Origin of the sequence: Ruminiclostridium cellobioparum subsp. termitidis CT1112, assembly GCF_000350485.1 — a bacterium.
GTDB classification, from domain to species: Bacteria; Bacillota; Clostridia; order Acetivibrionales; family DSM-1351; genus Ruminiclostridium; species Ruminiclostridium termitidis.
The window spans coordinates 101,519-121,609 of record NZ_AORV01000061.1; the positions used below are offsets into that span (position 1 = coordinate 101,519).

22 protein-coding genes are annotated in these 20,091 nt (G+C 40.5%); 5 read left to right on the forward strand and 17 right to left on the reverse strand.

The window, feature by feature from the left end:
* Positions 1-9: 9 nt before the first annotated feature.
* From CTER_RS21890 to CTER_RS21910, 5 genes are all read right to left on the reverse strand, one after another.
* Complete coding sequence (locus CTER_RS21890) at positions 10-588, reverse strand: hypothetical protein (protein WP_131469473.1); 579 nt, start codon at positions 586-588, stop codon at positions 10-12.
* Positions 589-779: 191 nt separating this feature from the next.
* Positions 780-1,472: an L-ribulose-5-phosphate 4-epimerase gene (araD, locus tag CTER_RS21895; protein ID WP_004629434.1), complete on the reverse strand. Its 693-nt coding sequence runs from the start codon at positions 1,470-1,472 to the stop codon at positions 780-782.
* Between the two features lie 42 nt (positions 1,473-1,514).
* Positions 1,515-3,122, reverse strand: coding sequence for a xylulokinase (locus tag CTER_RS21900; RefSeq protein WP_004629335.1), 1,608 nt, complete (start codon positions 3,120-3,122; stop codon positions 1,515-1,517).
* Positions 3,123-3,243: 121 nt separating this feature from the next.
* The gene (locus CTER_RS21905) at positions 3,244-4,725 is read right to left on the reverse strand and encodes an L-fucose/L-arabinose isomerase family protein (protein ID WP_004629374.1); all 1,482 of its coding nucleotides are present in this window, start codon (positions 4,723-4,725) and stop codon (positions 3,244-3,246) included.
* 226 nt (positions 4,726-4,951) lie between these two features.
* On the reverse strand, positions 4,952-6,046 hold the full coding sequence (locus tag CTER_RS21910; RefSeq protein ID WP_004629411.1) for a GntR family transcriptional regulator: 1,095 nt from the start codon (positions 6,044-6,046) through the stop codon (positions 4,952-4,954).
* 264 nt (positions 6,047-6,310) lie between these two features.
* Between CTER_RS21910 and CTER_RS21915 the strand changes: the two genes are divergently transcribed.
* On the forward strand, positions 6,311-6,820 hold the full coding sequence (locus CTER_RS21915) for a hypothetical protein (protein ID WP_004629426.1): 510 nt from the start codon (positions 6,311-6,313) through the stop codon (positions 6,818-6,820).
* Between the two features lie 438 nt (positions 6,821-7,258).
* Here CTER_RS21915 and CTER_RS21920 read toward each other — a convergent pair whose 3' ends face one another.
* Both CTER_RS21920 and sfsA read right to left on the reverse strand, forming a co-directional pair.
* Positions 7,259-7,648, reverse strand: a complete 390-nt coding sequence (locus tag CTER_RS21920) for a secondary thiamine-phosphate synthase enzyme YjbQ (RefSeq protein WP_004629454.1) — start codon at positions 7,646-7,648, stop codon at positions 7,259-7,261.
* On the reverse strand, positions 7,648-8,328 hold the full coding sequence (gene sfsA, locus CTER_RS21925) for a DNA/RNA nuclease SfsA (protein WP_040761867.1): 681 nt from the start codon (positions 8,326-8,328) through the stop codon (positions 7,648-7,650). The genes CTER_RS21920 and sfsA overlap by 1 nt, the downstream gene beginning before the upstream one ends.
* Before the next feature lie 221 nt (positions 8,329-8,549).
* Between sfsA and CTER_RS21930 the strand changes: the two genes are divergently transcribed.
* Positions 8,550-8,930: a desulfoferrodoxin family protein gene (locus tag CTER_RS21930; RefSeq protein ID WP_004629391.1), complete on the forward strand. Its 381-nt coding sequence runs from the start codon at positions 8,550-8,552 to the stop codon at positions 8,928-8,930.
* 65 nt (positions 8,931-8,995) lie between these two features.
* On the opposite strand, the gene deoC is transcribed toward CTER_RS21930, so the two are convergent.
* Positions 8,996-9,664 (reverse strand): deoxyribose-phosphate aldolase, encoded by a 669-nt coding sequence (gene deoC, locus CTER_RS21935; protein ID WP_004629360.1) that lies wholly within the window; start codon positions 9,662-9,664, stop codon positions 8,996-8,998.
* Between the two features lie 438 nt (positions 9,665-10,102).
* Here deoC and CTER_RS21940 point away from each other — a divergent pair, with 438 nt between their 5' ends.
* Positions 10,103-10,348: a hypothetical protein gene (locus CTER_RS21940; RefSeq protein ID WP_004629354.1), complete on the forward strand. Its 246-nt coding sequence runs from the start codon at positions 10,103-10,105 to the stop codon at positions 10,346-10,348.
* A gap of 97 nt (positions 10,349-10,445) precedes the next feature.
* Here CTER_RS21940 and CTER_RS21945 read toward each other — a convergent pair whose 3' ends face one another.
* The 9 genes from CTER_RS21945 to CTER_RS21980 form a co-directional block, all read right to left on the reverse strand.
* Positions 10,446-11,348 carry a YegS/Rv2252/BmrU family lipid kinase gene (locus CTER_RS21945; protein WP_004629349.1) on the reverse strand — a complete coding sequence of 301 codons (903 nt, stop codon included), beginning with the start codon at positions 11,346-11,348 and terminating at the stop codon, positions 10,446-10,448.
* Positions 11,349-11,496: 148 nt separating this feature from the next.
* Positions 11,497-11,667, reverse strand: a complete 171-nt coding sequence (locus CTER_RS21950; protein WP_004629451.1) for a small, acid-soluble spore protein, alpha/beta type — start codon at positions 11,665-11,667, stop codon at positions 11,497-11,499.
* A 474-nt stretch (positions 11,668-12,141) separates the two neighbouring features.
* Positions 12,142-12,978 carry a carboxylating nicotinate-nucleotide diphosphorylase gene (gene nadC, locus CTER_RS21955; protein WP_004629408.1) on the reverse strand — a complete coding sequence of 279 codons (837 nt, stop codon included), beginning with the start codon at positions 12,976-12,978 and terminating at the stop codon, positions 12,142-12,144.
* A 36-nt stretch (positions 12,979-13,014) separates the two neighbouring features.
* Positions 13,015-14,616 (reverse strand): L-aspartate oxidase, encoded by a 1,602-nt coding sequence (nadB, locus tag CTER_RS21960; protein ID WP_004629462.1) that lies wholly within the window; start codon positions 14,614-14,616, stop codon positions 13,015-13,017.
* A 29-nt stretch (positions 14,617-14,645) separates the two neighbouring features.
* Positions 14,646-15,560 carry a quinolinate synthase NadA gene (gene nadA, locus CTER_RS21965; RefSeq protein ID WP_004629317.1) on the reverse strand — a complete coding sequence of 305 codons (915 nt, stop codon included), beginning with the start codon at positions 15,558-15,560 and terminating at the stop codon, positions 14,646-14,648.
* Between the two features lie 242 nt (positions 15,561-15,802).
* The gene (locus tag CTER_RS27800; protein WP_004629330.1) at positions 15,803-15,970 is read right to left on the reverse strand and encodes a FeoB-associated Cys-rich membrane protein; all 168 of its coding nucleotides are present in this window, start codon (positions 15,968-15,970) and stop codon (positions 15,803-15,805) included.
* 39 nt (positions 15,971-16,009) lie between these two features.
* On the reverse strand, positions 16,010-18,163 hold the full coding sequence (feoB, locus tag CTER_RS21970) for a ferrous iron transport protein B (RefSeq protein ID WP_004629339.1): 2,154 nt from the start codon (positions 18,161-18,163) through the stop codon (positions 16,010-16,012).
* 79 nt (positions 18,164-18,242) lie between these two features.
* Positions 18,243-18,464 (reverse strand): FeoA family protein, encoded by a 222-nt coding sequence (locus tag CTER_RS21975; RefSeq protein WP_004629302.1) that lies wholly within the window; start codon positions 18,462-18,464, stop codon positions 18,243-18,245.
* 56 nt (positions 18,465-18,520) lie between these two features.
* Positions 18,521-18,730, reverse strand: coding sequence for a FeoA family protein (locus tag CTER_RS21980; RefSeq protein WP_004629427.1), 210 nt, complete (start codon positions 18,728-18,730; stop codon positions 18,521-18,523).
* Between the two features lie 347 nt (positions 18,731-19,077).
* Here CTER_RS21980 and CTER_RS21985 point away from each other — a divergent pair, with 347 nt between their 5' ends.
* Both CTER_RS21985 and CTER_RS21990 read left to right on the forward strand, forming a co-directional pair.
* Complete coding sequence (locus CTER_RS21985) at positions 19,078-19,452, forward strand: metal-dependent transcriptional regulator (protein WP_004629468.1); 375 nt, start codon at positions 19,078-19,080, stop codon at positions 19,450-19,452.
* Positions 19,453-19,620: 168 nt separating this feature from the next.
* A complete protein-coding gene (locus CTER_RS21990) occupies positions 19,621-19,983 on the forward strand; it encodes a metal-dependent transcriptional regulator (protein WP_004629466.1) in 363 nt (120 codons plus the stop codon).
* Positions 19,984-20,091: the final 108 nt, after the last annotated feature.

Consider the following 20,091-nt stretch of genomic DNA (forward strand, 5'->3'; position numbering starts at 1 on the left):
CTATATAGCTTATGGGAGTCTGATTATCTCTTTTTCAACCGTACCGTTGCCGCCGAACCCATAGGTAAGCTCCACCGTATTGTTATTTATCCATGTCAAAATATAATCTTTGTTTGTGAAGGGTCTGTACCCATTGTCGGTAAGTATCTTTGCATTTATTTTTCTTACAAAAAACATGTTGTCTTTAATATAAAAATCACTCCAGCCTGCCAAAAGCCAGGTATTTTCTTCAACAATAAGGGTATTGGAATTATCCGGAGAATTAAAATAAAAATATTTTGAATCTATTCTGTCAATTAAACCAAAGGAGCTGATCAAAAGTAAAGCCAATATACCGACAATGGTAGTCAGCACGATCAGCCATACCTTCGGTATTAAGATCAATTCAAGCATGATCAGTAATAGAAGAATAAGGACATTTATTGCGGGATTGAGTATATGCCGGCAAAAATCGGCAGTTATCAGATATATATAATTCCTTGACAGAATAATCAGAGTAATTTTAAATAAAACCATTATTATCAATAATACGGATAGCCCTATAGCTGCTCTTTTGTTTCCCTGACGTGTATTGAAGATACTTTTCATAACCTGTGCCTCATATGATCCGAATTTTCTTATGTATATACCGATATCGGTTATTATAACACAATAATATATTTTAACTAATATATTTTTATTAATGCATAAATAGAGGCCTCCGGGAACCTGATCAGTATCCCGAAAGCCTCTATGCATCGCGGAGCAGCAAACTCTATATCCAAACCGGCTCTTCCTTGCTACTTCTTCTGTCCATAATAAGCTCCCGCCCCGTGCTTGCGCAGAAAATGCTTGTCAAGCAGCACCTGCGGCATGGCAGTTACAGCTGGATTCAGCTGTTTACACTGGATTGCCATCATAGCCACCTCTTCCAGCACAACAGAATTGTGTACTGCTTCGGCAGCATTTTTCCCCCAGGTGAACGGAGCATGGTTTTTTACAAGCACAGCAGGTATATAATTCGGATTCAGCTCTTTAAAGGTTTCAATTATTACTACTCCTGTATTTGCCTCATACGCAGACTCTATTTCGGCCCTGGTCATTTCACGCGTACATGGAATTTCACCATAGAAGTAGTCTGCATGGGTCGTTCCATATGCCGGGATTCCCATACCCGCCTGCGCAAAAGAAGTTGCCCATCTTGAATGTGTATGGCATACTCCCCCAATATCGGGGAAGGCATTGTACAGCGCCACATGTGTGGGAGCATCGGAGGAGGGTTTCAAATCCCCCTCTACAACCTTGCCTGTCAGGTCAATCAACACCATATCTTCTGCCTTCATTACATCATAATCAACGCCGCTGGGCTTGATAGCAATAAGACCCTTTTCCCTGTCAATACCGCTTGCATTTCCCCAGGTATAGGTCACAAGCCCGCGTACGGGGAGCTCCAGGTTTGCTTCCAGTACTGCCTGTTTCAGTTGTTCCAACATATATATTCACCTCAAAATCATTCATTACCAGTTTATAAAATCTTATCTCAGATTGTTAACGGCAGCTCTTTCAATATCCAGACCCTTTGTATAGCGTTTCAAAAATTCATTAAAGCCGGCAACCTCAGCCGGATCAGGCGCAATGGAATTTCCCTGTTCCCCGTCAAAAACCTCACGTTTAAGAAAGTCCTCCAGCGATTCATTTTCATTCCGGTTGACCATATATGAACCAAGCAGGGCAATGCCCCATGCTCCGCCCTCTCCCGCAGTTTCCATGACAGATACAGGAACATTAACAGCTGCTGCCATGATCTTCTGTCCCACCAGCTTTGTCTTGAAGAACCCGCCGTGTCCCATCAATTCGTCCAGCTTAACCGCTTCTTTTTCCAGAAGGATATTCATACCTGTTTTAAGCGCACCCAGTGCCGTGTATAAATTTACACGCATAAAATTGGCAAGGTTGAAGTTACTGTTTGCCGAACGCACAAACATGGGACGACCCTCTTCAAAATGTGTAATATGCTCTCCGGAAATGTATCCATAGGCCAGTAAGCCTCCGCAGTCCGGGTCACCCTGGAGCGCCGCGCCAAGCAGGATATCATAGAGCCTGGGTTTGTCTACATTCAGTCCCAGTGCTTTCACAGCCTCTGCAAACAAACCCATCCATGCGTCATAATCCGAGGTACAATTATTTGAGTGCACCATGGCCACCAGCTTGCCATCGGGTGTTGTTACCAGATCAATCTCCGAATATGCCCTGGACAGTTCCTTCTCAAGTACGACCATTGCAAAAACCGATGTACCTGCCGACACATTTCCTGTACGGGACGATACACTGTTGGTAGCCACCATACCGGTTCCCGCATCACCCTCTGGCGGACAAAGCGGAATTCCCGGCTGCAGCTGACCTGTAACATCCAGCAGCTTTACTCCATCTGCTGTGAGTTCTCCTGCTTTGGTTCCCGCAACCAGAACCTTTGGAAAGATATTTTCCAGCTGCCATGGGATATTGTCCGCACTGACAAGTTGATTAAACTGTTTGATCATTCGCATATTGAAATCCCTGGTATCCACATCAATAGGAAACATACCCGAGGCATCGCCGACTCCCAAAACCTTCTGTCCCGTCAGTTTCCAATGTATATAGCCGGCTAGCGTTGTGATGTAGTCTATATTGGAAACATGCTCTTCCTTATTCAAAATGGCCTGGTAAAGATGGGCGATGCTCCACCTTTGGGGAATCGGATAGCCAAACAGCCCGGTCAGAGCTTCCGAAGCCTGACCGGTTATGGTATTGCGCCATGTGCGGAATGGCGTTAAAAGCTTTTCTTCCTTATCAAAGACCATATATCCGTGCATCATGGCACTGATACCGATTGAGCCGGTAGTTTGAATGGTTACATCGTACTTTTCCTTTACACTCTCAGCCAGCTTATTGTAGCTGCTCTGTACACCCTTCCAGATATCCTCCAGACTGTATGTCCAGACATTATTGAGATAACTGTTTTCCCAGTCATGACTGCCCGAAGCAATTGATTTGTTACCCTCAGCCACAAGAACCGTTTTGATTCGTGTGGAGCCCAGTTCAATCCCGATTGCAGTCTGCCCGTTGACAATGGCATTTTTAATATCCTTCAATTCTAAACTCATTTTTTTCCTCCCCAAAGTTTGCTTATTGATACAAACAGGATGCTATTCAATGCTAACTACTATATTTATTCGCCGTTGACCGGATTAATATTACCTGCCCTATTTTATTTACCTGCTTTATTTATTTAAATGGATTCTCATCTTTGTAAAGCATGGCTGCAGGCTGATTAAATGCAACATCACTTACACCCAGAAGCTTCATGGCAGCAAACAGAAGCTTGCCCACATGTTTGAAGGCTACTCCCCCGTGGTGAGGATATCTCCCGGCTATAAGTACGTGCCTGTAGAATCTGCCCATCTCTTTTATTGCAAATATTCCTATACCTCCGAAGGATTTAGGATCCACATCGATTATTTCACCTTCGGCAACATAACTTCTCAGCTGGCTGTCCGCTGTTCCCTGAAGTCTGAAGAAAGTGATATCCCCGGGTCTGATGGCTCCTTCCAGGGTACCTCTTGAAATATCGGGCTCCTTGTCAGGTTCAAGCAACCTGCGCATTATGAGCTGGTACTTCATTGAACAGTCCTTCATATGACATGAAGGTGTATTTCCGCAGTGGAAACCCATGAACAAATCGGTAAGTGAATAACCTGCGAACTTGTTCTGATTATTTGCATACATGTCCTTAGGCACCGTATTGTTTATATCGAGCAACGTTGCCGGCAGCTGCGTGGCACATGTGATTATATACTCGCTTAATGCGCCGTAAATGTCTGTTTCGCACGCAACAGGTATCCCTATTGAAGCAAGTCTGGAATTCACGTAGCAGGGAACAAATCCAAACTGTGTCTGGAAAGCCGGCCAGCATTTATTTGCAAAAACTACATATTCGGAAGCACCTTTATGGTCCTCAGCCCAATCCTTCAATGTAAGCTCATATTGTGCCAGCTTTGGAAGAATTCCGGGATAACCGTTTCCGTCCCCCAGTTCTTGTTCCATTTCTTTTATTACTGCAGGAATCCTCGGATCATCCTTGTGGTTGTTAAAAGCCTCAAAAAGGTCAAGCTCCGAGTTTTCCATCACCTCAACCCCCAGGTCGAACAAAGGCTTGATAGGTGCATTACATGCCAGGAAATCGTGCGGTCTTGGGCCAAAGGTAAATATTTTCAATTTGGAAAGCCCCAGTAAAATTCTTGCAATAGTTTCAAAATCAGCAACCATATCTGCTATTTCTTCGGGAGTTCCAACCGGATATTCGGGAATATACGGATTCAATTTTCTGAGAGCCAGGTTATATGAGGCATTAAGCATACCGCAGTACGCATCTCCGCGTCCATTGATCAGATTGCTTTCGGTTTCTTCAGCCGCAGCCACAAACATTACAGGACCGCCGAATTTTTGAGCAAGTATGGTCTCAGGTCCTTCAGGTCCGAAATTTCCGAGGTATACCACCAGAGCGTTTGTTCCTGAAGCCTTCAGTTCCTGTAAAGCCTTCAGTACATCCTTTTCATTTTCAACCGCCGTGTTTGCTTCAAAAATTTCAATGCTTTTTTCAGTACAGACTTTAACAACTGCTTTACGCCTTTCCACGCTCAATTCCACCGGAAAACAGTCTCTGCTTACCGAAACAATCCCAAGCTTTACTTTTGGAATATTATTCATTTAATTAGCCCCCCTAATTTTTTAATAAATTATTTATGTTTCACTTCAAACGTAATCAATTTAATCAACATATCAATTTTAAGCTGCGGGCATTTAATATAAAGCGGTATTATATTAGTATGCTCATGCGTACAAGTCATTCTAAAAAATTTAAACTGAATAAATGATTATCTATATATCTAAATGATCTAATTTTTATTGCCAAATCAGAAATTGAATATTCAACCTACCTCTTTATGCAGGATTCCTTGATTATGAGCTCGGGTACAATAATCTTCTGTACCGGGTTATCCAAATAATCATTATCTTTGAGCATTTCCAGGAGCAGTTCGGCTGCCGCCTCTCCCAGCTTCTCTTTAGGGTGGCTGACACTGGTGATCCTGACCGGACAGTTTGCAGAAAAGTAGGAGTCATCAAAACCTGTAATTGAAATATCTTCAGGTACTTTGACACCCAGGCTGTTCAGCAGTTCGTATACCCTGAATGCAATTTCGTCATTATAGCAGGCTATAGCGTCAACTCCGCTCTTATTCTCTATCATCTGTCTGATGACATTATAGGGTTTTACCTCCCTGTCCTCAGTGTGAAACCATATTACCTGATCGGGATTATATGGCAGACCGGCTTCACTGATGGCTCTTGCGTACCCCTTGTGCCTTTCCAGCCCCTGTATATCATCAGCCTTAAATATACCTACTATCTTTTTATGTCCCAGCCCTGTCAGATATTCTACCGCGGAATACATTCCCTTTGCATCGTCCAGCAGCACATGGGATTTGCTTTCCAGCTTCTGATAGTAACCGTGGATAAAAATATAGGGTATCTGATGTTTGTCCAAAGCCTCATAATACTGCAGGTTGTTGGAAAACAACGCACTTTTGGTGGGTTCTATAATAAGTCCTTCAATATTTTTCTGCAGCACATCCTCCAGACAAAGTGCTTCCTTTTCGGTATTGTTGTTGGTGTTCTTCAGCATAATGCTGTAGCCGTTACCTGAGAGCACACTGTCAATCCCCTGAATGACCTTTGGAAAAATGTATTCCGAAATATAGGTAGTAATTACGCCGATATTCCGGGAATCGTTTCTTTTTTTGCTCCTGTCCATGCAGTAGGTTCCCCTGCCGTGTTCGGTATAAAGGTAACCTTCATTAACAAGCATGGAAATGGCTTTCCTCACCGTGTGTCTGCTCAAAGACAGCTTTTCGGCCAGCATGTTTTCAGAGGGTATCTGCTCTCCGGGCCGGATTCTTCCCAACAGTATTTCTCCCTTTAAATACTCCATTAGCTTATAGTATTTAGTCTGGTTGTCACTTTTTTGCATCATATTCTCCTGAAAAACAACTTGTACGTACATCTATATTATACATTAATATTCAAATTGTGCAACATTGCAGCTGAATTTTATTCTTAATTATATAATATTATATCCTGTAAAATCAAAATAAAAAAGCCGGCAATAGTTGTATAATGAATAAATACAAAATATTGCAGCCTTATATTAACCTCCTTCTCATTATGTGCATATAATTATGTATACCACTATTTAATTATTGATGATTTTGTTTATTATCGAGGAGTGAATATTATGGAACCAGCCAACAGTCCGGTAACCGAATTAGCTGTCAGACTAAAGGAAGTCAGTATTAAAAATACCGCAGAGGCCATATATAATAAAATTAACCTTGTAAAACAGATACAGAATGACAAACAGACCATAAACGTACTGGAAGAGATAATTAACGACCTGACAACCGATAAAAACGAGCTGATTCAAATAACCAAGTGTTACGAACAGGAGTTCCTGTCACAGGACATATCCGATGAGGACATTGAGTATATAACCAAGGAATTGCTTCCCATTATAACAACTTTTCTGCCTTTTAGCGGCGGTGACAGTGAATTTGTTTCTACAATACAAAAGATATTGTCGGCTGAAACCTTTAAAATATTAAAACTGCTTGGATTCAATTATAAGGAAGCTATAGGCCAGCCTCTGACCAATCTTGTAGCCCAGGCTATACAGAATCAGAACCAGAACCAGAGCCAAAACACTAATAAATATCCGGTTAACAAGGGATATAGCAGCAGAAAATAATTAAAGAGGGGATATATTAGTTCTGTGGATTAAATCTTAAATATTTCAACATACTATCCCCATACATATAGATATATCCACAACTTTATTAACAAAATATAGTCTTTCTGTGGAAAAAGTATTGATTTCTTATTATTTAATCCACAGAGTTTTCACATTATTCACTTTTATTTGTTTATAAATAAGCTGTGGATTTTCTCATTGGATTATCTACAAGAAATCCCCATATTTATTGGCTTATCAACAGTTTTATCAACATAATGTAGTATATTTGTGGATAACTTCGCATGATTTTAACATAATATCCACAGTTTCTCCCTGTTATGCACAGTTTCTTGTGGGTAATTCGTCCTATTAACTATAAGACTGAGGCTCCTAAAATTTTCAGTCTGAAAAATTTAGGAGCTGCAGATAAAGAACGCATGTGAAAATTCATACTTATAATACCTTTACATAAAACTTCCGGTTTCTGGGTCCATCAAACTCACAGAAGTATATTCCCTGCCATGTCCCCAGGACGAGTTTTCCGTTTGCGACAATAACATACTGGCTGCTTCCAACCGCACTTGCTTTTAAGTGTGCATGACTGTTACCTTCCATATGCCTGAACTCTGCCCTGTCGGGATACGCTTTGTCCAGTCCCAGCAGCATATCCCTCACCACGTCAGGATCAGCATTTTCATTAATGGTTATTCCGGCAGTAGTATGCGGACAGAACACCAGGACCGCACCGTCCCTTATTCCGCTTTCTGCAAGTGCGTCCGCTACCCTGCCGGTTATGTTGTAGAAATTCTGTCTTTCAGTTTTTAAACCGTACTCATAAAGCATTAAAGCCTCACCTCAACCCTTTCCGCTATTTCAATGCAATTTTCTCCTACCTTGCAGTCACAGGCCACAACGTTAACGCCCCTGGCCTCAGCAATTTTTATAATTTCAGCAAACTTCTCATGTGTTCTGTAATTGGGTGTAAAGTAGCTCACCCCTTTCATCTGAATAACAAACACTATGTAAGCCTTATAACCTTCCTCCATGCACTCCATTAACTCTTTGATGTGCTTGACCCCTCTTTCGGTGGGCGCATCGGGAAATAAGACAACGTTATTGTCCTCCAGAGTAACTCCCTTGACCTCAATAAATATTTTTTCCTTTTCTGTCTCTATATAAAAATCAAATCTGGAATTTTTGTACCTTGCTTCAGGCTTAATCAGGGTAATATCCTCCAAAAGTCCCCCTTTCAGCAGCCATTCATGGAAAACCTTGTTGGGAACCTGACTGTCCATATTGATCATCCTGTCACCCTTCATAACACCGATAAGATCATACCTGGTTTTTCTGGAGGTTTTATCAAACTCCTGTACAAATACCGTAACCCCTGGTTTCAGCAGTTCTCTGCATCTGCCGGTATTTTTTACGTGACATACCTCTTCCCTTCCATCAAGCTCAATATGTGCAATAAACCTGTTTGGCCTGCAAATAAACCTTGCAGTCTTTATATTATTATAAATCACCCTTGCCTCCGCTGTTAATGAAATCAATGACATGAAAATTATACCCCCGCTTCCTATGGTTTAACAAGAGATTAAATATTAATGTGTTTTGGGTATGGAAATCAGGGTATAAAATATAACAGGTTTGGATAAAAGTATAGAATGAATCTTTTTTGGCATGCTGCATTTATTGTGCGCAGCCAATACGGATTCCAATAAAGTCACGAGGGGAGATTTTGATTATGAAGAATGAGGTATCTTTTTTCCGTTGTAAGCATTGTGGAAATATGGTTGCATTAATAAAAAGCGGCGGCGGAACTCTTGTCTGTTGCGGAGAGCCCATGGAGAAACTTGTTGCCAACACAACCGAAGCAGCCGTTGAAAAACACATCCCTGTTTCACTCAGAAGCAACGGCAGTATCAATGTTGAGGTAGGCTCGGTCGCACATCCGATGATTGATGTTCACTATATTGAATGGGTAGCCGTTGTTGGCGATGAAGGCCTGGAAATAATAAACCTGTTCCCGGGAGATGACCCAAAAGCTATTCTAAGTGATAAGAAGAATGCTGAAGTTTATGCATATTGCAACATCCATGGTTTATGGAAAGGTGAAGTAAAATAGTAACTTCAAGCGAAAAACACCCTTCAAAATGTGCGGAAAAGCATATTCTGAAGGGTGTTAATTTTTTAATATCCGCTGCCGTTGCTCTTTTCCTTATTTGCTATTGCCACCGAGGCGCTTGCTCCTATTCTGCTGGCACCGGCCTCTATCATGGCCTTAGCCGTTTCATAATCCCGTATGCCTCCCGAGGCTTTAACCCCGAGGTTAGGCTTTACCATATCCCTCATGAGCTTTATATCTTCAACTGTTGCTCCGCCTGTACTAAAACCCGTCGATGACTTTACAAAGTCGGCTCCCGCTTCTTTGCATATCCGGCAGCTGGTCCTTTTCTCCTCATCGGTCAGCAAACAGGTTTCAAGAATAACCTTTACAAGGGCTTTGTCCCTTGCTGCCTGCACTACGGCTTCTATATCCTTTTTAACATAATCAAGATCACCCGACTTTATGGCACCCACATTAATTACCATATCAACTTCGGCGGCACCATTCTGAATAGCTTCTGCGGCCTCAGCAGCTTTTGCGGCAGAAGTGGTTGCACCCAAAGGGAAACCAATTACGGTACACACCTTTACTTTGCTGTCCTTTAAAAGCCGGCTGCACAAACCTACATAACAAGGATTAACACATACCGACGCAAAACCGTACTCCACCGCTTCACTGCAAAGCTTTTCAATCTGTGCTTTTGTAGTTTCAGGCTTAAGAGCCGTATGATCTATCAAACCTGCAATATTCATGACAAATCCCCATTTCCGCACGGAACATATCATTATTCCCTGCTTTTTGAATTTTAAATAATCTGCTGACTTAAAAAATTTATCCCTTACTTATATAAATAAAAACCTTTTACTCTTCTTATTATCACCAATTATTAAGGAAATTTCAAGATACCGCGGTCAAAACTGCTTTAATTATGGTTCCCGGCTTTAACATAAAAAAATAGGTTAGTCGCCATCGACTAACCATGTAAAGGGGGTCAAAATGTATTTTGTGAGGTCAATATTATATTAGCCATTAAATGAAAAAATTATACAATACATTATTAAAATTTTTACTATCAAATAATTTTAGAGACTTGTGCAAATAATAAGCTTCAAACAGTAAAACTTACAATTGCTGCAAAGCATATTAAATTTGGTATTTTAAAATAATTACTTATGAAGAGGTGCAGTGATATGGAGCTTCAAAATAACATAATAAATTTCGAAAGCCTGAATGACAAAAATACACTTGAAGTGGTGCGGAACAGACTTAAGCCAGGAGAAACTCTCATTCTGGACGTGGGCAACAACTACTTTCATCAGGCCGACGAAATCTATGATGTATTATCAAAAAATGGCTATTATGTAAAGAAAACTCTTGTAAACGGCCGGAACCAACTGCTTGTTGCCTATGAGGACAATAAGCATCAGATGTATTGACTTTAAAACCGGTATCCTGGATTTTATACCAGGATACCGGTTTTATTATATATACACAAAGAGAATTTCCAATATTTTTGTATGGCAAATCTTATTTTTATTGATTAAGGTCATATATATTCTGCGGTACAAAAACCTCCAGAAGCTTATGTTTAAATTCTATAGCCGCCGGAAAAAGCTCTGATTTTTCTCCATCAACGGTAAGGGCAATGGGCGACCTGCTTGTCAGCTCACACTTTTTTGCCTTGAGTATGATAACATTTTTGTCATTTACCGATTCCTTGCTGAGAACCTTGAAGAAAATACTGGCCAGGTTTATATTCGAACATTTCTTTACAAGTATGATATCCATATAGCCGTCGGTAAAATCGGCATCATTCAACAGGTTTGGAAAGCCCGCCGCCTGTTTGCCGTTAACAATTAAAAACAATATGAATTTACCTTCTATAATATGCTCATCAGCCGTAACTTTCAAATCAAAGCTCTTTATATTTGCAACTTCGGACAAACCCTTGAGATAATATGCAAAGGGTCCGAAGTTTTTCTTAAGTTCACTGTTTGTACTGAAAGATACATCTACAAAATTTCCGCCTGCAAAAGTACTCAAAAAATAATGTGAATTGTTGATATGTCCCACATCGCACATAAGAGTCCTGCCCTGCAGGATAATGTTCAGGCTTTCATGCAGGGAGTTGATCCCCAGACACTTGGCAAAATCATTACAGGTTCCTGAAGGAATTACACCGATAGGCATTTTGATATCGTTGTCCAGAAGGATGTTTGCAACAAAATTTATAGTGCCATCCCCGCCCGAGGCAATTACAAAATCATAAATTCCTGACTTCAGGGCACTTACGAGATATTCATTGTTGGCATCTATAAGTCTGTACGGCTGAACAAGAATACCCTTCTTTTGAAAAGTACTCAGTATGTAATCCAGCTCGTTTGGAACCTTGCGGCCGCCCGATATAGGATTGTATACAAACAATGCGTTTTTCAAAGCTTTCCCTCCCGTAATCATCTCTTCATTTAATAATAAATGAATTTACCTTGAAAATCAACTGATTGAGTTACAGGAAAGACTATGTAATGGGGAGGCAGTCAGACATAATCCGCTGCCAGCCCCTAAATGACGCTAAACTAACCCATTAATGGTTGACACTTCTTTCAGCCATTTCAATTGCCTTCTTAACCATACTTCCGCAATCTCTTGAAGAAACTGATCCCCAGCCCTCAGCTGAAACTTTGCTGTAGACTCCAAGTTCCTTGGCAATTTCCTCTTTAAGGGCTTCTGACATGATACTCTTATGTCTACTCATAGTTAGTGCCTCCTTTTTAAGGCATTTTTACTGCGTATTAAATTTCATCAAAAGAAACCTTGCTTCTCCCTCAAAATAATACGCTTTTATGCCTTTGATTTATTTTAGCGTACATTGATATTTTGTCACCTTACATAAAAAATATAGAAGGTAATTGTTTTCACGCTATCCACATTATACACATGTTTTTTTTGCCATAATTTTTACAAACCACTATATATGCAGGTATTGAATCTTTTATGCAACAATATTTTGTAGAATGCATACATTTACCAATTAAATCCAAAAACGAAAGCTATTTATTCACATTTTTTGAGCAATGTGTGGATAACCCTTTTTTATTCAACAGCAGTCAAACCATTGGTATTCCCGGCTTTCACTGATTCAACAAAACTCATATGTGAATAACTTAAAAAAACTGTGGATAATTAAATAATTATCCACAGTTTTCATTTACAACAAAAAAAGCCGTTTTTATTCTATATTCATGCTAATATCAACTGAGTTGGCAGAGTGGGTAAGTTTCCCCACCGAAATAATATCAACCCCTGTCCTGGCAACATCATATATTGTTTCCTCAGTCATATTGCCAGATGCCTCCACCAGCGCTCTCTTGTTAATTAGTGCAACAGCCTCCGCCATTTTTTCATTTGACATGTTGTCAAGCATGATAATGTCTGCTTTGCAGTCAAGAGCTTCCTGTACTTCTTCCAGCGATTCCACCTCGACCTCTATTTTAACGGTGTGTGGTATGCTGGCTCTTACCCGGTTAATTGCATTGGTTATTCCGCCTGCCGCAGCTATGTGATTATCCTTGATCAATACACCATCCGACAGTGAAAACCTGTGATTTGACCCTCCGCCGGCATTTACGGCGTATTTCTCCAGGAGCCTCAGCCCTGGAGTTGTTTTTCTGGTATCAGTTATTTTAACAGGTAAATCCTTGACCTTCATGGCATACCTGCTGGTCATTGTTGCAATAGCTGAAAGGCGCTGCAAAAAGTTCAGTGCTGTCCTTTCACCCTTAAGCAAAGCCCTTGCAGGCCCGCTTATTCTTGCGATGATATCTCCCTTTTTGACGCTGTCACCGTCCTTGATCAATGCAGTAAAGCTGACCCTGCTGTCAAGGACTTCAAAAACATGCCGGGCAACCTCAAGCCCTGCTATGACCGCATCCTGTTTTGCAAGAAATTCTGCGTTTGATACATCACCCTCGCTGATTATATTATCGGTAGTGATATCTCCTAATGGCATGTCCTCTTTTAAGGCATTCATAACAGTGTCGTGCAAATAATATTTATCAAGCTTCATAACAACCTCCGTAATGTATTCTGTGATAAAAGTTCATTATAGCTCACAAATTGATTTATCCGGCAAAACCCTTACTATATTTATCTTCCAGTTGAGATCATCCGTCCTGTCGAAATCCGATCTGAAATGAGCTCCCCTGCTCTCTTTTCTTTCAAGCGCCGCTTCAATTACAAGATTTGCGACAGTTAACATATTCGCTACCTCAAGTTTAACAAGGCTGAAGCCTGTTAAATCACTAAACCGGGTATATATTCCATTAATTGTGTTTTTTGCGGTTTCAAGCCCCCGTTCATTCCTGATGATGCCGACATACTTAGTCATGGTATGCTGAATCTCTTCCTTCATAGCCTTTAATACTTTATCGTTTTGGGTATTAAGAGGGAACTCCATCTGAACCTCTGCCTCCTCCTGAATTGAAGCGTTAACTCCTTCAGAAATTTTTACGGCGATCTTCCGGCCAAATACCAGCCCTTCAAGCAGGGAATTGCTGGCCAGCCTGTTTGCCCCGTGAATACCCGTACAGGCTACTTCACCGCAGGCGTATAACCCTGCTATGTTAGTCTGCCCGTCCACATCTGTTCTGATGCCCCCCATGCAATAATGCTCTGCCGGAGCAACCGGAATGTAATCTCTGGATATATCGATGCCATAATCCATGCAGGTTTTGAATATGTTGGGAAATCTATTTTCCAGATACTCCCTCTCTTTAAAAGTAATATCCAGAAAAACGTTTTTTGACCCTGAAAGGGACATCTCCTGGAATATAGCCCTGGATACAACATCTCTCGGGGCCAGCTCTCCAAGCTGGTGATATTTCTGCATAAAACGCTCGCCCCCGGCGTTTCTGAGCATGGCACCTTCACCGCGCACTGCTTCTGAAATCAGGAAGCTTTTATCCTTAGGGTGATAAAGAACAGTAGGGTGAAACTGGACAAACTCCATATCCATGGCTTCAGCTCCCACTCTGAGGCACATTCCGATACCGTCTCCGGTTGCAACCTCAGGATTTGTCGTATGAGAGTAAATCTGACCAAAGCCTCCTGTGGCAATTACAGTATGTCTGGCACTGAAAAATTTCATTTTTTCAGCTGTTTCATCGTATACAATAACACCCTTGCATTCACCATTTCTAACAACGAGATCCACGGCAAAATGTCTTTCAAATATAGAAATATTGCTTCTTTTCCGGGCTTCCTCAATGAGCTTGTCACAGACTTCCTTTCCGGTAGTATCCCCAGAATGAATAATCCTGTTCACACTGTGAGCCCCTTCACGGGTAAGAGACAATTGCTGGCCGCTTTTATCAAAGTTAACTCCAAGACTGCAGAGCTTTTTAATATTGTCGGCAGCCTCCTCAACCAAAACCCATACACTATCATCATTGCAAAGACCTGCTCCCGCAAAAAGAGTGTCCTTGAAGTGTAACTGGGGTGAATCATTCTGTTCATCGAGGGATACGGCTATCCCTCCCTGCGCCAGAACTGAATTACTTATGTCAAGTGTTTCTTTGGTTATTATCCCTATCGATTTATCGCCGGGTATCTCCAATGCTGTGTAAACCCCTGCAATACCGCTTCCAACAATAATAACATCTTTTTCAACAATTTCTATACTCGCCCTTCTGCCTTCATCTTCCATATGTTCCCTCCCAAAGACCCCACATGCACCTATTTAGCCACCTCTAACATCCTGGTAAGTGAGTGCGATGCACGTTCAATAATATCTTTCTCCAGATTTATTTCGTACTTCTTGAACGCTAACGCGTCATGAACACTCTGAAGAGAAGTCTTTTTCATATTAGGGCATATGAGACCAGTCGACATCATATAGAAAGTCTTATGGGGACTGTCTTTTTTAAGCTGATATAAAACACCCATCTCGGTTCCTATTATAAATTTATCATGATCAGAGTTTTTAGCATAATCAATAATTTGTTTGGTGCTGCCCACAAAGTCAGCCAGCTCCTGAATCTCCGGCTGACATTCCGGATGGACCAGCAGCAGCGCATCAGGATGCAGCTCTTTGGACGCAAGAACCTCATGTGATTTGATTTTGTGATGTGTAATACAATATCCTTCCCAGAAAATAATATTTTTCTCAGGGCACATTTTAGCAACATAGCTTCCTAAATTCTTGTCGGGAACAAAGAGAATATCTTTTTTATCTATTGATCTGATAACCGACAGCGCATTGGAGGATGTACAGCAGATGTCACATTCCGCCTTAACCTCGGCACTTGAATTTATATAACAGACTACAGCGGCCTCGGGATATTTTTTCTTGGCCTCCCGCAATGACTCTGCAGTAACCATATCTGCCATAGGACAGCCTGCATTAATTTCCGGAAGCAGGACTGTTTTCCGGGGAGATAGGATTTTTGCGCTCTCGGCCATAAAATGTACTCCGCAGAAAACAATGGTATCGGCAGTACTTGATGCACAATATTGGCTTAAAGCAAATGAATCTCCTACAATGTCGGCTATCTCCTGCACGTCGTCAACCTGATAGCTGTGAGCAACAATAACCGCATTCTGTTCCTTCTTCATTTTATTTATATTGCTAATCATCGTTTGTTTATCCATTAATTGCTACCTCAATGTCTTGTTAATTTTTCAACAATATATCCTGTGATTAACCTGTAAAAAGTTAAAATACTGCATTTATTTTAATACTTATGAATTGCTTTGTAAATGCTTTTATTGCAAAAGAGCCCTTATTTACTTAATAAAATAGCAGTATTCTATATCATCTACATTCCATATTTATTCAATTGTGCTGTTTGGATAAAAACAAAAAAAAGAGGGCCTTTAGCCCTCTTTTCTACTTACTTATGGCAATCGCTTGCTTCAGAACAACCTGAACACCCGCAGCCGCAAGTGATTTCTCCTCTTTGCCTCTTCCTGATCCTGTGGATCACAACCCAAACCATTAATCCGATTACTATTGCAGCTATTATTATTGTCGCTAAATTGTCCTTTAAAAATTGTATCATAGTGGTTCCTCCTTACTTAACAGGAATTTTATTAACCAATTAAACATTTACCTGTCCGCCTGCGGATAAAACTTTTTCTTTCTTCACCGGCTTGTAGGGGCGGAATAACATCCAAAGCATGAATCCCAGAACCAACAAAGCCGCTATCGTACCTGGGCCGAATGAAACAGCACCGGTTACAAGACCGCCCAGCTGGAAAATTATGAGTGCTACTGCATACGCAAGAGCTGTCTGATATCCAACAGCAATAAGTGTCCATTTCCATCCGCCCATTTCACGCTTAATTGCACCGATGGCCGCAAAGCATGGAGCACACAATAGATTAAAGGCCATAAAAGCATATGCGCTGATTACGGTAAACATTGTTGCAACCTGTGCCAGCAATGCAGGATCATCCTCTGCTGCTTCCGAAATTCCAAATAATACTCCAAATGTACCTACAACATTTTCTTTGGCTACGAGACCGGTCACTGTTGCAACTGCTGCCTTCCAGTTTCCAAAGCCCAACGGTGCGAATATAGGAGCGATGACATTGCCTATGGAAGCAAGAATGCTGTCTCCTTCTTCGGCCATTTGCAAATTCCATCCGAAGCTTGACAAAAACCATATTACTCCGCAAGCCACAAATATAATTGTACCGGCTTTTATAATAAATGCCTTTCCACGTTCCCACATGTGAATCAGAACGCCTTTAGCACCAGGAACATGGTATTGCGGAAGCTCCATAACAAACGGAGCCGGATCGCCCAAAAACAATCTTGTCTTTTTAAGAACTATGCCTGAGAACAGAACCATTGCAATACCCAGGAAATATGCCGACGGCGCTACCCACCAGGATTTCTCCGCAAACATGGCTCCTGCAATCAATGCTATTATAGGAAGTTTTGCACCGCACGGGATAAAAGTGGTAGTCATAATGGTCATCTTTCTGTCTTTATCCTGTTCAATTGTCCTGGATGCCATAACACCCGGAACACCGCAGCCTGATGCAATCAACATCGGTATAAATGATTTTCCCGAAAGCCCGAACTTACGGAAAATTCTATCCATTATAAATGCTACACGTGCCATATATCCACAGTCCTCAAGAATGGAGAGGAAGAAGAACAGGATCATCATCTGTGGTACAAATCCGAGAACTGCTCCAACACCACCTATAATACCATCAACGACCAGACTCTGTAACCATTCGGCGGCGCCTACGTTAGCCAGAAAATCTCCGACTCCGGGCTGTATCCATGCACCGAACAAGGTATCGTTCGTCCAATCCGTGACAATGGTTCCCAGCCATGACACCGAAACAAAGTATACTATAAACATAACAACCACAAAAATAGGCAATGCCAGCCATCTGTTTGTTACAATCCTGTCTATTTTGTCAGAGGTAGTCATCCCTACTTGTTTTTTATTAAGGCACTTCTTAATAATCTTACCAATGTATATATACCGTTCGTTTGTAATTATACTTTCACTGTCGTCATCCATATCGGCTTCACAGGCCACAATTATTTCTTCTACTTTCTGCTTTATAGATGAATCAATTGTTAACTGCCCCAGAACCTTTTCGTCTCTTTCAAAAATCTTGATGGCGTACCATCTTGACTGTTCTTTGTTGCTTATTATACTGTCAACTGCAACCTCTATCTGGGCCAGGCTGTTCTCAACCACATTGTCAAAAGTATGCTGCGGAATTGTTTTTGCTTTACTTTTAGCAAGAGCTATTGCTTTGTCAGTTACTTCTTTTAAACCTGAACCTTTTAAGGCAGATGTTTCATAAACCTCGCAGCCTAGCTCTTTGCTGAGCTTCTCCAAATTTATCTTATCGCCATTTTTTCGTACAATGTCGATCATATTCAATGCTATTACTACCGGTATACCGATTTCCACCAGCTGTGTAGTAAGATACAGGTTTCTTTCTATATTTGATGCGTCAACCAGGTTGATGATTACGTCAGGTCTATCATTTAAGAGATAATTACGTGTCACTACCTCTTCAAGAGTGTAGGGCGATAGGGAATAGATACCGGGAAGGTCCATTATAATAACATCCTTGTGACCTTTAAGCTTTCCCTCTTTTTTCTCTACCGTAACACCAGGCCAGTTTCCAACATATTGAGAGCTTCCTGTTAATTCATTAAACATTGTCGTCTTACCGCAGTTTGGATTTCCGGCAAGTGCAATTTTAATAGCCATTGTTCCTTCCTCCTATTTTCTGAAAGTTAGACTATGCTAACTCGTAACTTTAAAATATGCAGAGCTTTTTATACTCTGCTTAGTCCACCAATATCATTTCGGCGTCTGCTTTTCTCAGTGACAATTCATATCCTCTGACTGTGACCTCCACCGGATCTCCCAACGGAGCAACCTTGCGTACATAAATGGAAGTACCCTTGGTGATACCCATATCCATTATTCTGCGCTTAATCGCACCTTCTCCGCTAAGCTTCACAACTGTAACAGTTTCACCACAGTTTATGGTTTTGAGTGTTCTCATTGTGTTTCCTCTCTTCTATATAAAATTTTTTGTGTGAACATTTAAAGTATACGATGTTAAACAATGATCCTGCTGGCCATACCTTTATCTATTGCTACACGGGCATCCTTTACATTAACTATCATATTACCGCCTATTTCTGAGATGACGGTAACCTTTGAACCTATGACAAAACCGAGATTCTCCAGGAATCTTTTGGTCTCATCCTTACCCCGAATTGATTTTATAGAATTAATCTCGCCTTGAGAAGCCATTGTTAAAGGCATAAAATCACTCCTTCAAAGGTTAGTATCTGCTAACCCTTCTTCAAATAATTTGGTTAGCCCTAACTAACCTCTATAAGAAGTTTACTACTGCTAACTATGTTTGTCAATATATTTAATATATATTTAACGATTTTTCATTATGTTTTTTTCTATATGTTAAATATTGCAAATTTGCATTATTATCCATACACCTTGATAAAAAGCTTACATATGCTATAATTATATGATTAATATATTAATTATTTAATTTATTGATGCCGCTGGTCAAATGGTTTAATTGATTGATTCAATTATATTTTTCAGACGCTGTGCGGCTCAAAGTCACAACATGGCTTAGGAGGTTAATTATGATTAAGTTACAAGAATCCGGTGAAAATTATTTGGAGACAATACTTGTTCTTAAAAATAAAAATGGGAATGTACGTTCAATTGATATTGCAAATGAACTAGGTTATTCAAAGCCCAGTATAAGCCGCGCAATGACTATACTAAAAAATGCAGAATATATTATAATAGATGAATCAACAGGTCATATAACCCTTACTGATAAAGGATACAATATTGCAACAGCAATGTATGAGCGTCACCAGATATTGTCCACTTATTTAATTTCACTCGGCGTTTCTCCCGATGTGGCTACACAGGATGCCTGCAGGATCGAGCATGTCATAAGCGAAGAAACGTTTGAAAGAATCCGTCAAAATACAATAATTAAAGATTAGCAATCGGAAATAACACTTTAAGATCTGGCAGATTGTATGCCAGGTCTTATTTATTGTTGCAAGCATTTTTAATAAATTCTTATTTAATATCAGTTGACTATCTTCATATAGTATGCCAATATATAGTTAGCTTATGCTAACCTCTTATCATGGATCAAGGAGATGTCTATGCTGTCTAATTCTAAAATTAAATATTTAATTTGTGTATATAAATTAAGCAATGGCGGTGGACCTGTTAAGTCGGTAGATATAGCCAATACTCTGTCTGTCACAAAGTACAGTGTTTTTAAAATGCTAAAATATTTTGCGGAAATTGGATTGATTGAAAAGCAGCACTATGGCCAGGTACATCTGACTCCCGAAGGAATAAGAAAAGCAAATTCCTTATATACGGAATATGTAATCTTATATACCTTCTTCACCAAATATTTAAATGTTTCGGCTGAGGTTGCTGAAGACGATGCTATTGCCTGCATAGGCGTTTTATCAAGCCAAAGTATTGATAGAATATCCAATCACATCTTTAATTAAATGTCTCCCTATAAGGCCTCAGGCGCTTCTGCTTGCAATCCCAAAGTCTTGAGAAATATTTCTTTTGTGAAGCTTTCTTTGCAGACAAAGAAAGCCTTGAGTGTATTT

Excerpts from the sequence above, each read along its gene's own strand:
- CTER_RS21930 (WP_004629391.1), top strand. The coding sequence starts at position 8,550 with ATGAAGAATGAGGTATCTTTTTTCCGTTGTAAGCATTGTGGAAATATG.
- CTER_RS21890 (WP_131469473.1), bottom strand. The coding sequence starts at position 588 with ATGAAAAGTATCTTCAATACACGTCAGGGAAACAAAAGAGCAGCTATA.
- CTER_RS21910 (WP_004629411.1), bottom strand. The coding sequence starts at position 6,046 with ATGCAAAAAAGTGACAACCAGACTAAATACTATAAGCTAATGGAGTAT.
- feoB (WP_004629339.1), bottom strand. The coding sequence starts at position 18,163 with ATGGCTATTAAAATTGCACTTGCCGGAAATCCAAACTGCGGTAAGACG.
- nadC (WP_004629408.1), bottom strand. The coding sequence starts at position 12,978 with ATGAAGCTTGATAAATATTATTTGCACGACACTGTTATGAATGCCTTA.
- CTER_RS21975 (WP_004629302.1), bottom strand. The coding sequence starts at position 18,464 with ATGAGAACACTCAAAACCATAAACTGTGGTGAAACTGTTACAGTTGTG.
- CTER_RS21920 (WP_004629454.1), bottom strand. The coding sequence starts at position 7,648 with ATGCTTTATGAGTACGGTTTAAAAACTGAAAGACAGAATTTCTACAAC.
- CTER_RS21950 (WP_004629451.1), bottom strand. The coding sequence starts at position 11,667 with ATGAGTAGACATAAGAGTATCATGTCAGAAGCCCTTAAAGAGGAAATT.
- nadA (WP_004629317.1), bottom strand. The coding sequence starts at position 15,560 with ATGGATAAACAAACGATGATTAGCAATATAAATAAAATGAAGAAGGAA.
- CTER_RS21990 (WP_004629466.1), top strand. The coding sequence starts at position 19,621 with ATGCTGTCTAATTCTAAAATTAAATATTTAATTTGTGTATATAAATTA.
- nadB (WP_004629462.1), bottom strand. The coding sequence starts at position 14,616 with ATGGAAGATGAAGGCAGAAGGGCGAGTATAGAAATTGTTGAAAAAGAT.
- CTER_RS21900 (WP_004629335.1), bottom strand. The coding sequence starts at position 3,122 with ATGAGTTTAGAATTGAAGGATATTAAAAATGCCATTGTCAACGGGCAG.
- CTER_RS21980 (WP_004629427.1), bottom strand. The coding sequence starts at position 18,730 with ATGCCTTTAACAATGGCTTCTCAAGGCGAGATTAATTCTATAAAATCA.
- CTER_RS27800 (WP_004629330.1), bottom strand. The coding sequence starts at position 15,970 with ATGATACAATTTTTAAAGGACAATTTAGCGACAATAATAATAGCTGCA.
- CTER_RS21915 (WP_004629426.1), top strand. The coding sequence starts at position 6,311 with ATGGAACCAGCCAACAGTCCGGTAACCGAATTAGCTGTCAGACTAAAG.
- deoC (WP_004629360.1), bottom strand. The coding sequence starts at position 9,664 with ATGAATATTGCAGGTTTGATAGATCATACGGCTCTTAAGCCTGAAACT.
- CTER_RS21985 (WP_004629468.1), top strand. The coding sequence starts at position 19,078 with ATGATTAAGTTACAAGAATCCGGTGAAAATTATTTGGAGACAATACTT.
- CTER_RS21940 (WP_004629354.1), top strand. The coding sequence starts at position 10,103 with ATGGAGCTTCAAAATAACATAATAAATTTCGAAAGCCTGAATGACAAA.
- araD (WP_004629434.1), bottom strand. The coding sequence starts at position 1,472 with ATGTTGGAACAACTGAAACAGGCAGTACTGGAAGCAAACCTGGAGCTC.
- CTER_RS21905 (WP_004629374.1), bottom strand. The coding sequence starts at position 4,725 with ATGAATAATATTCCAAAAGTAAAGCTTGGGATTGTTTCGGTAAGCAGA.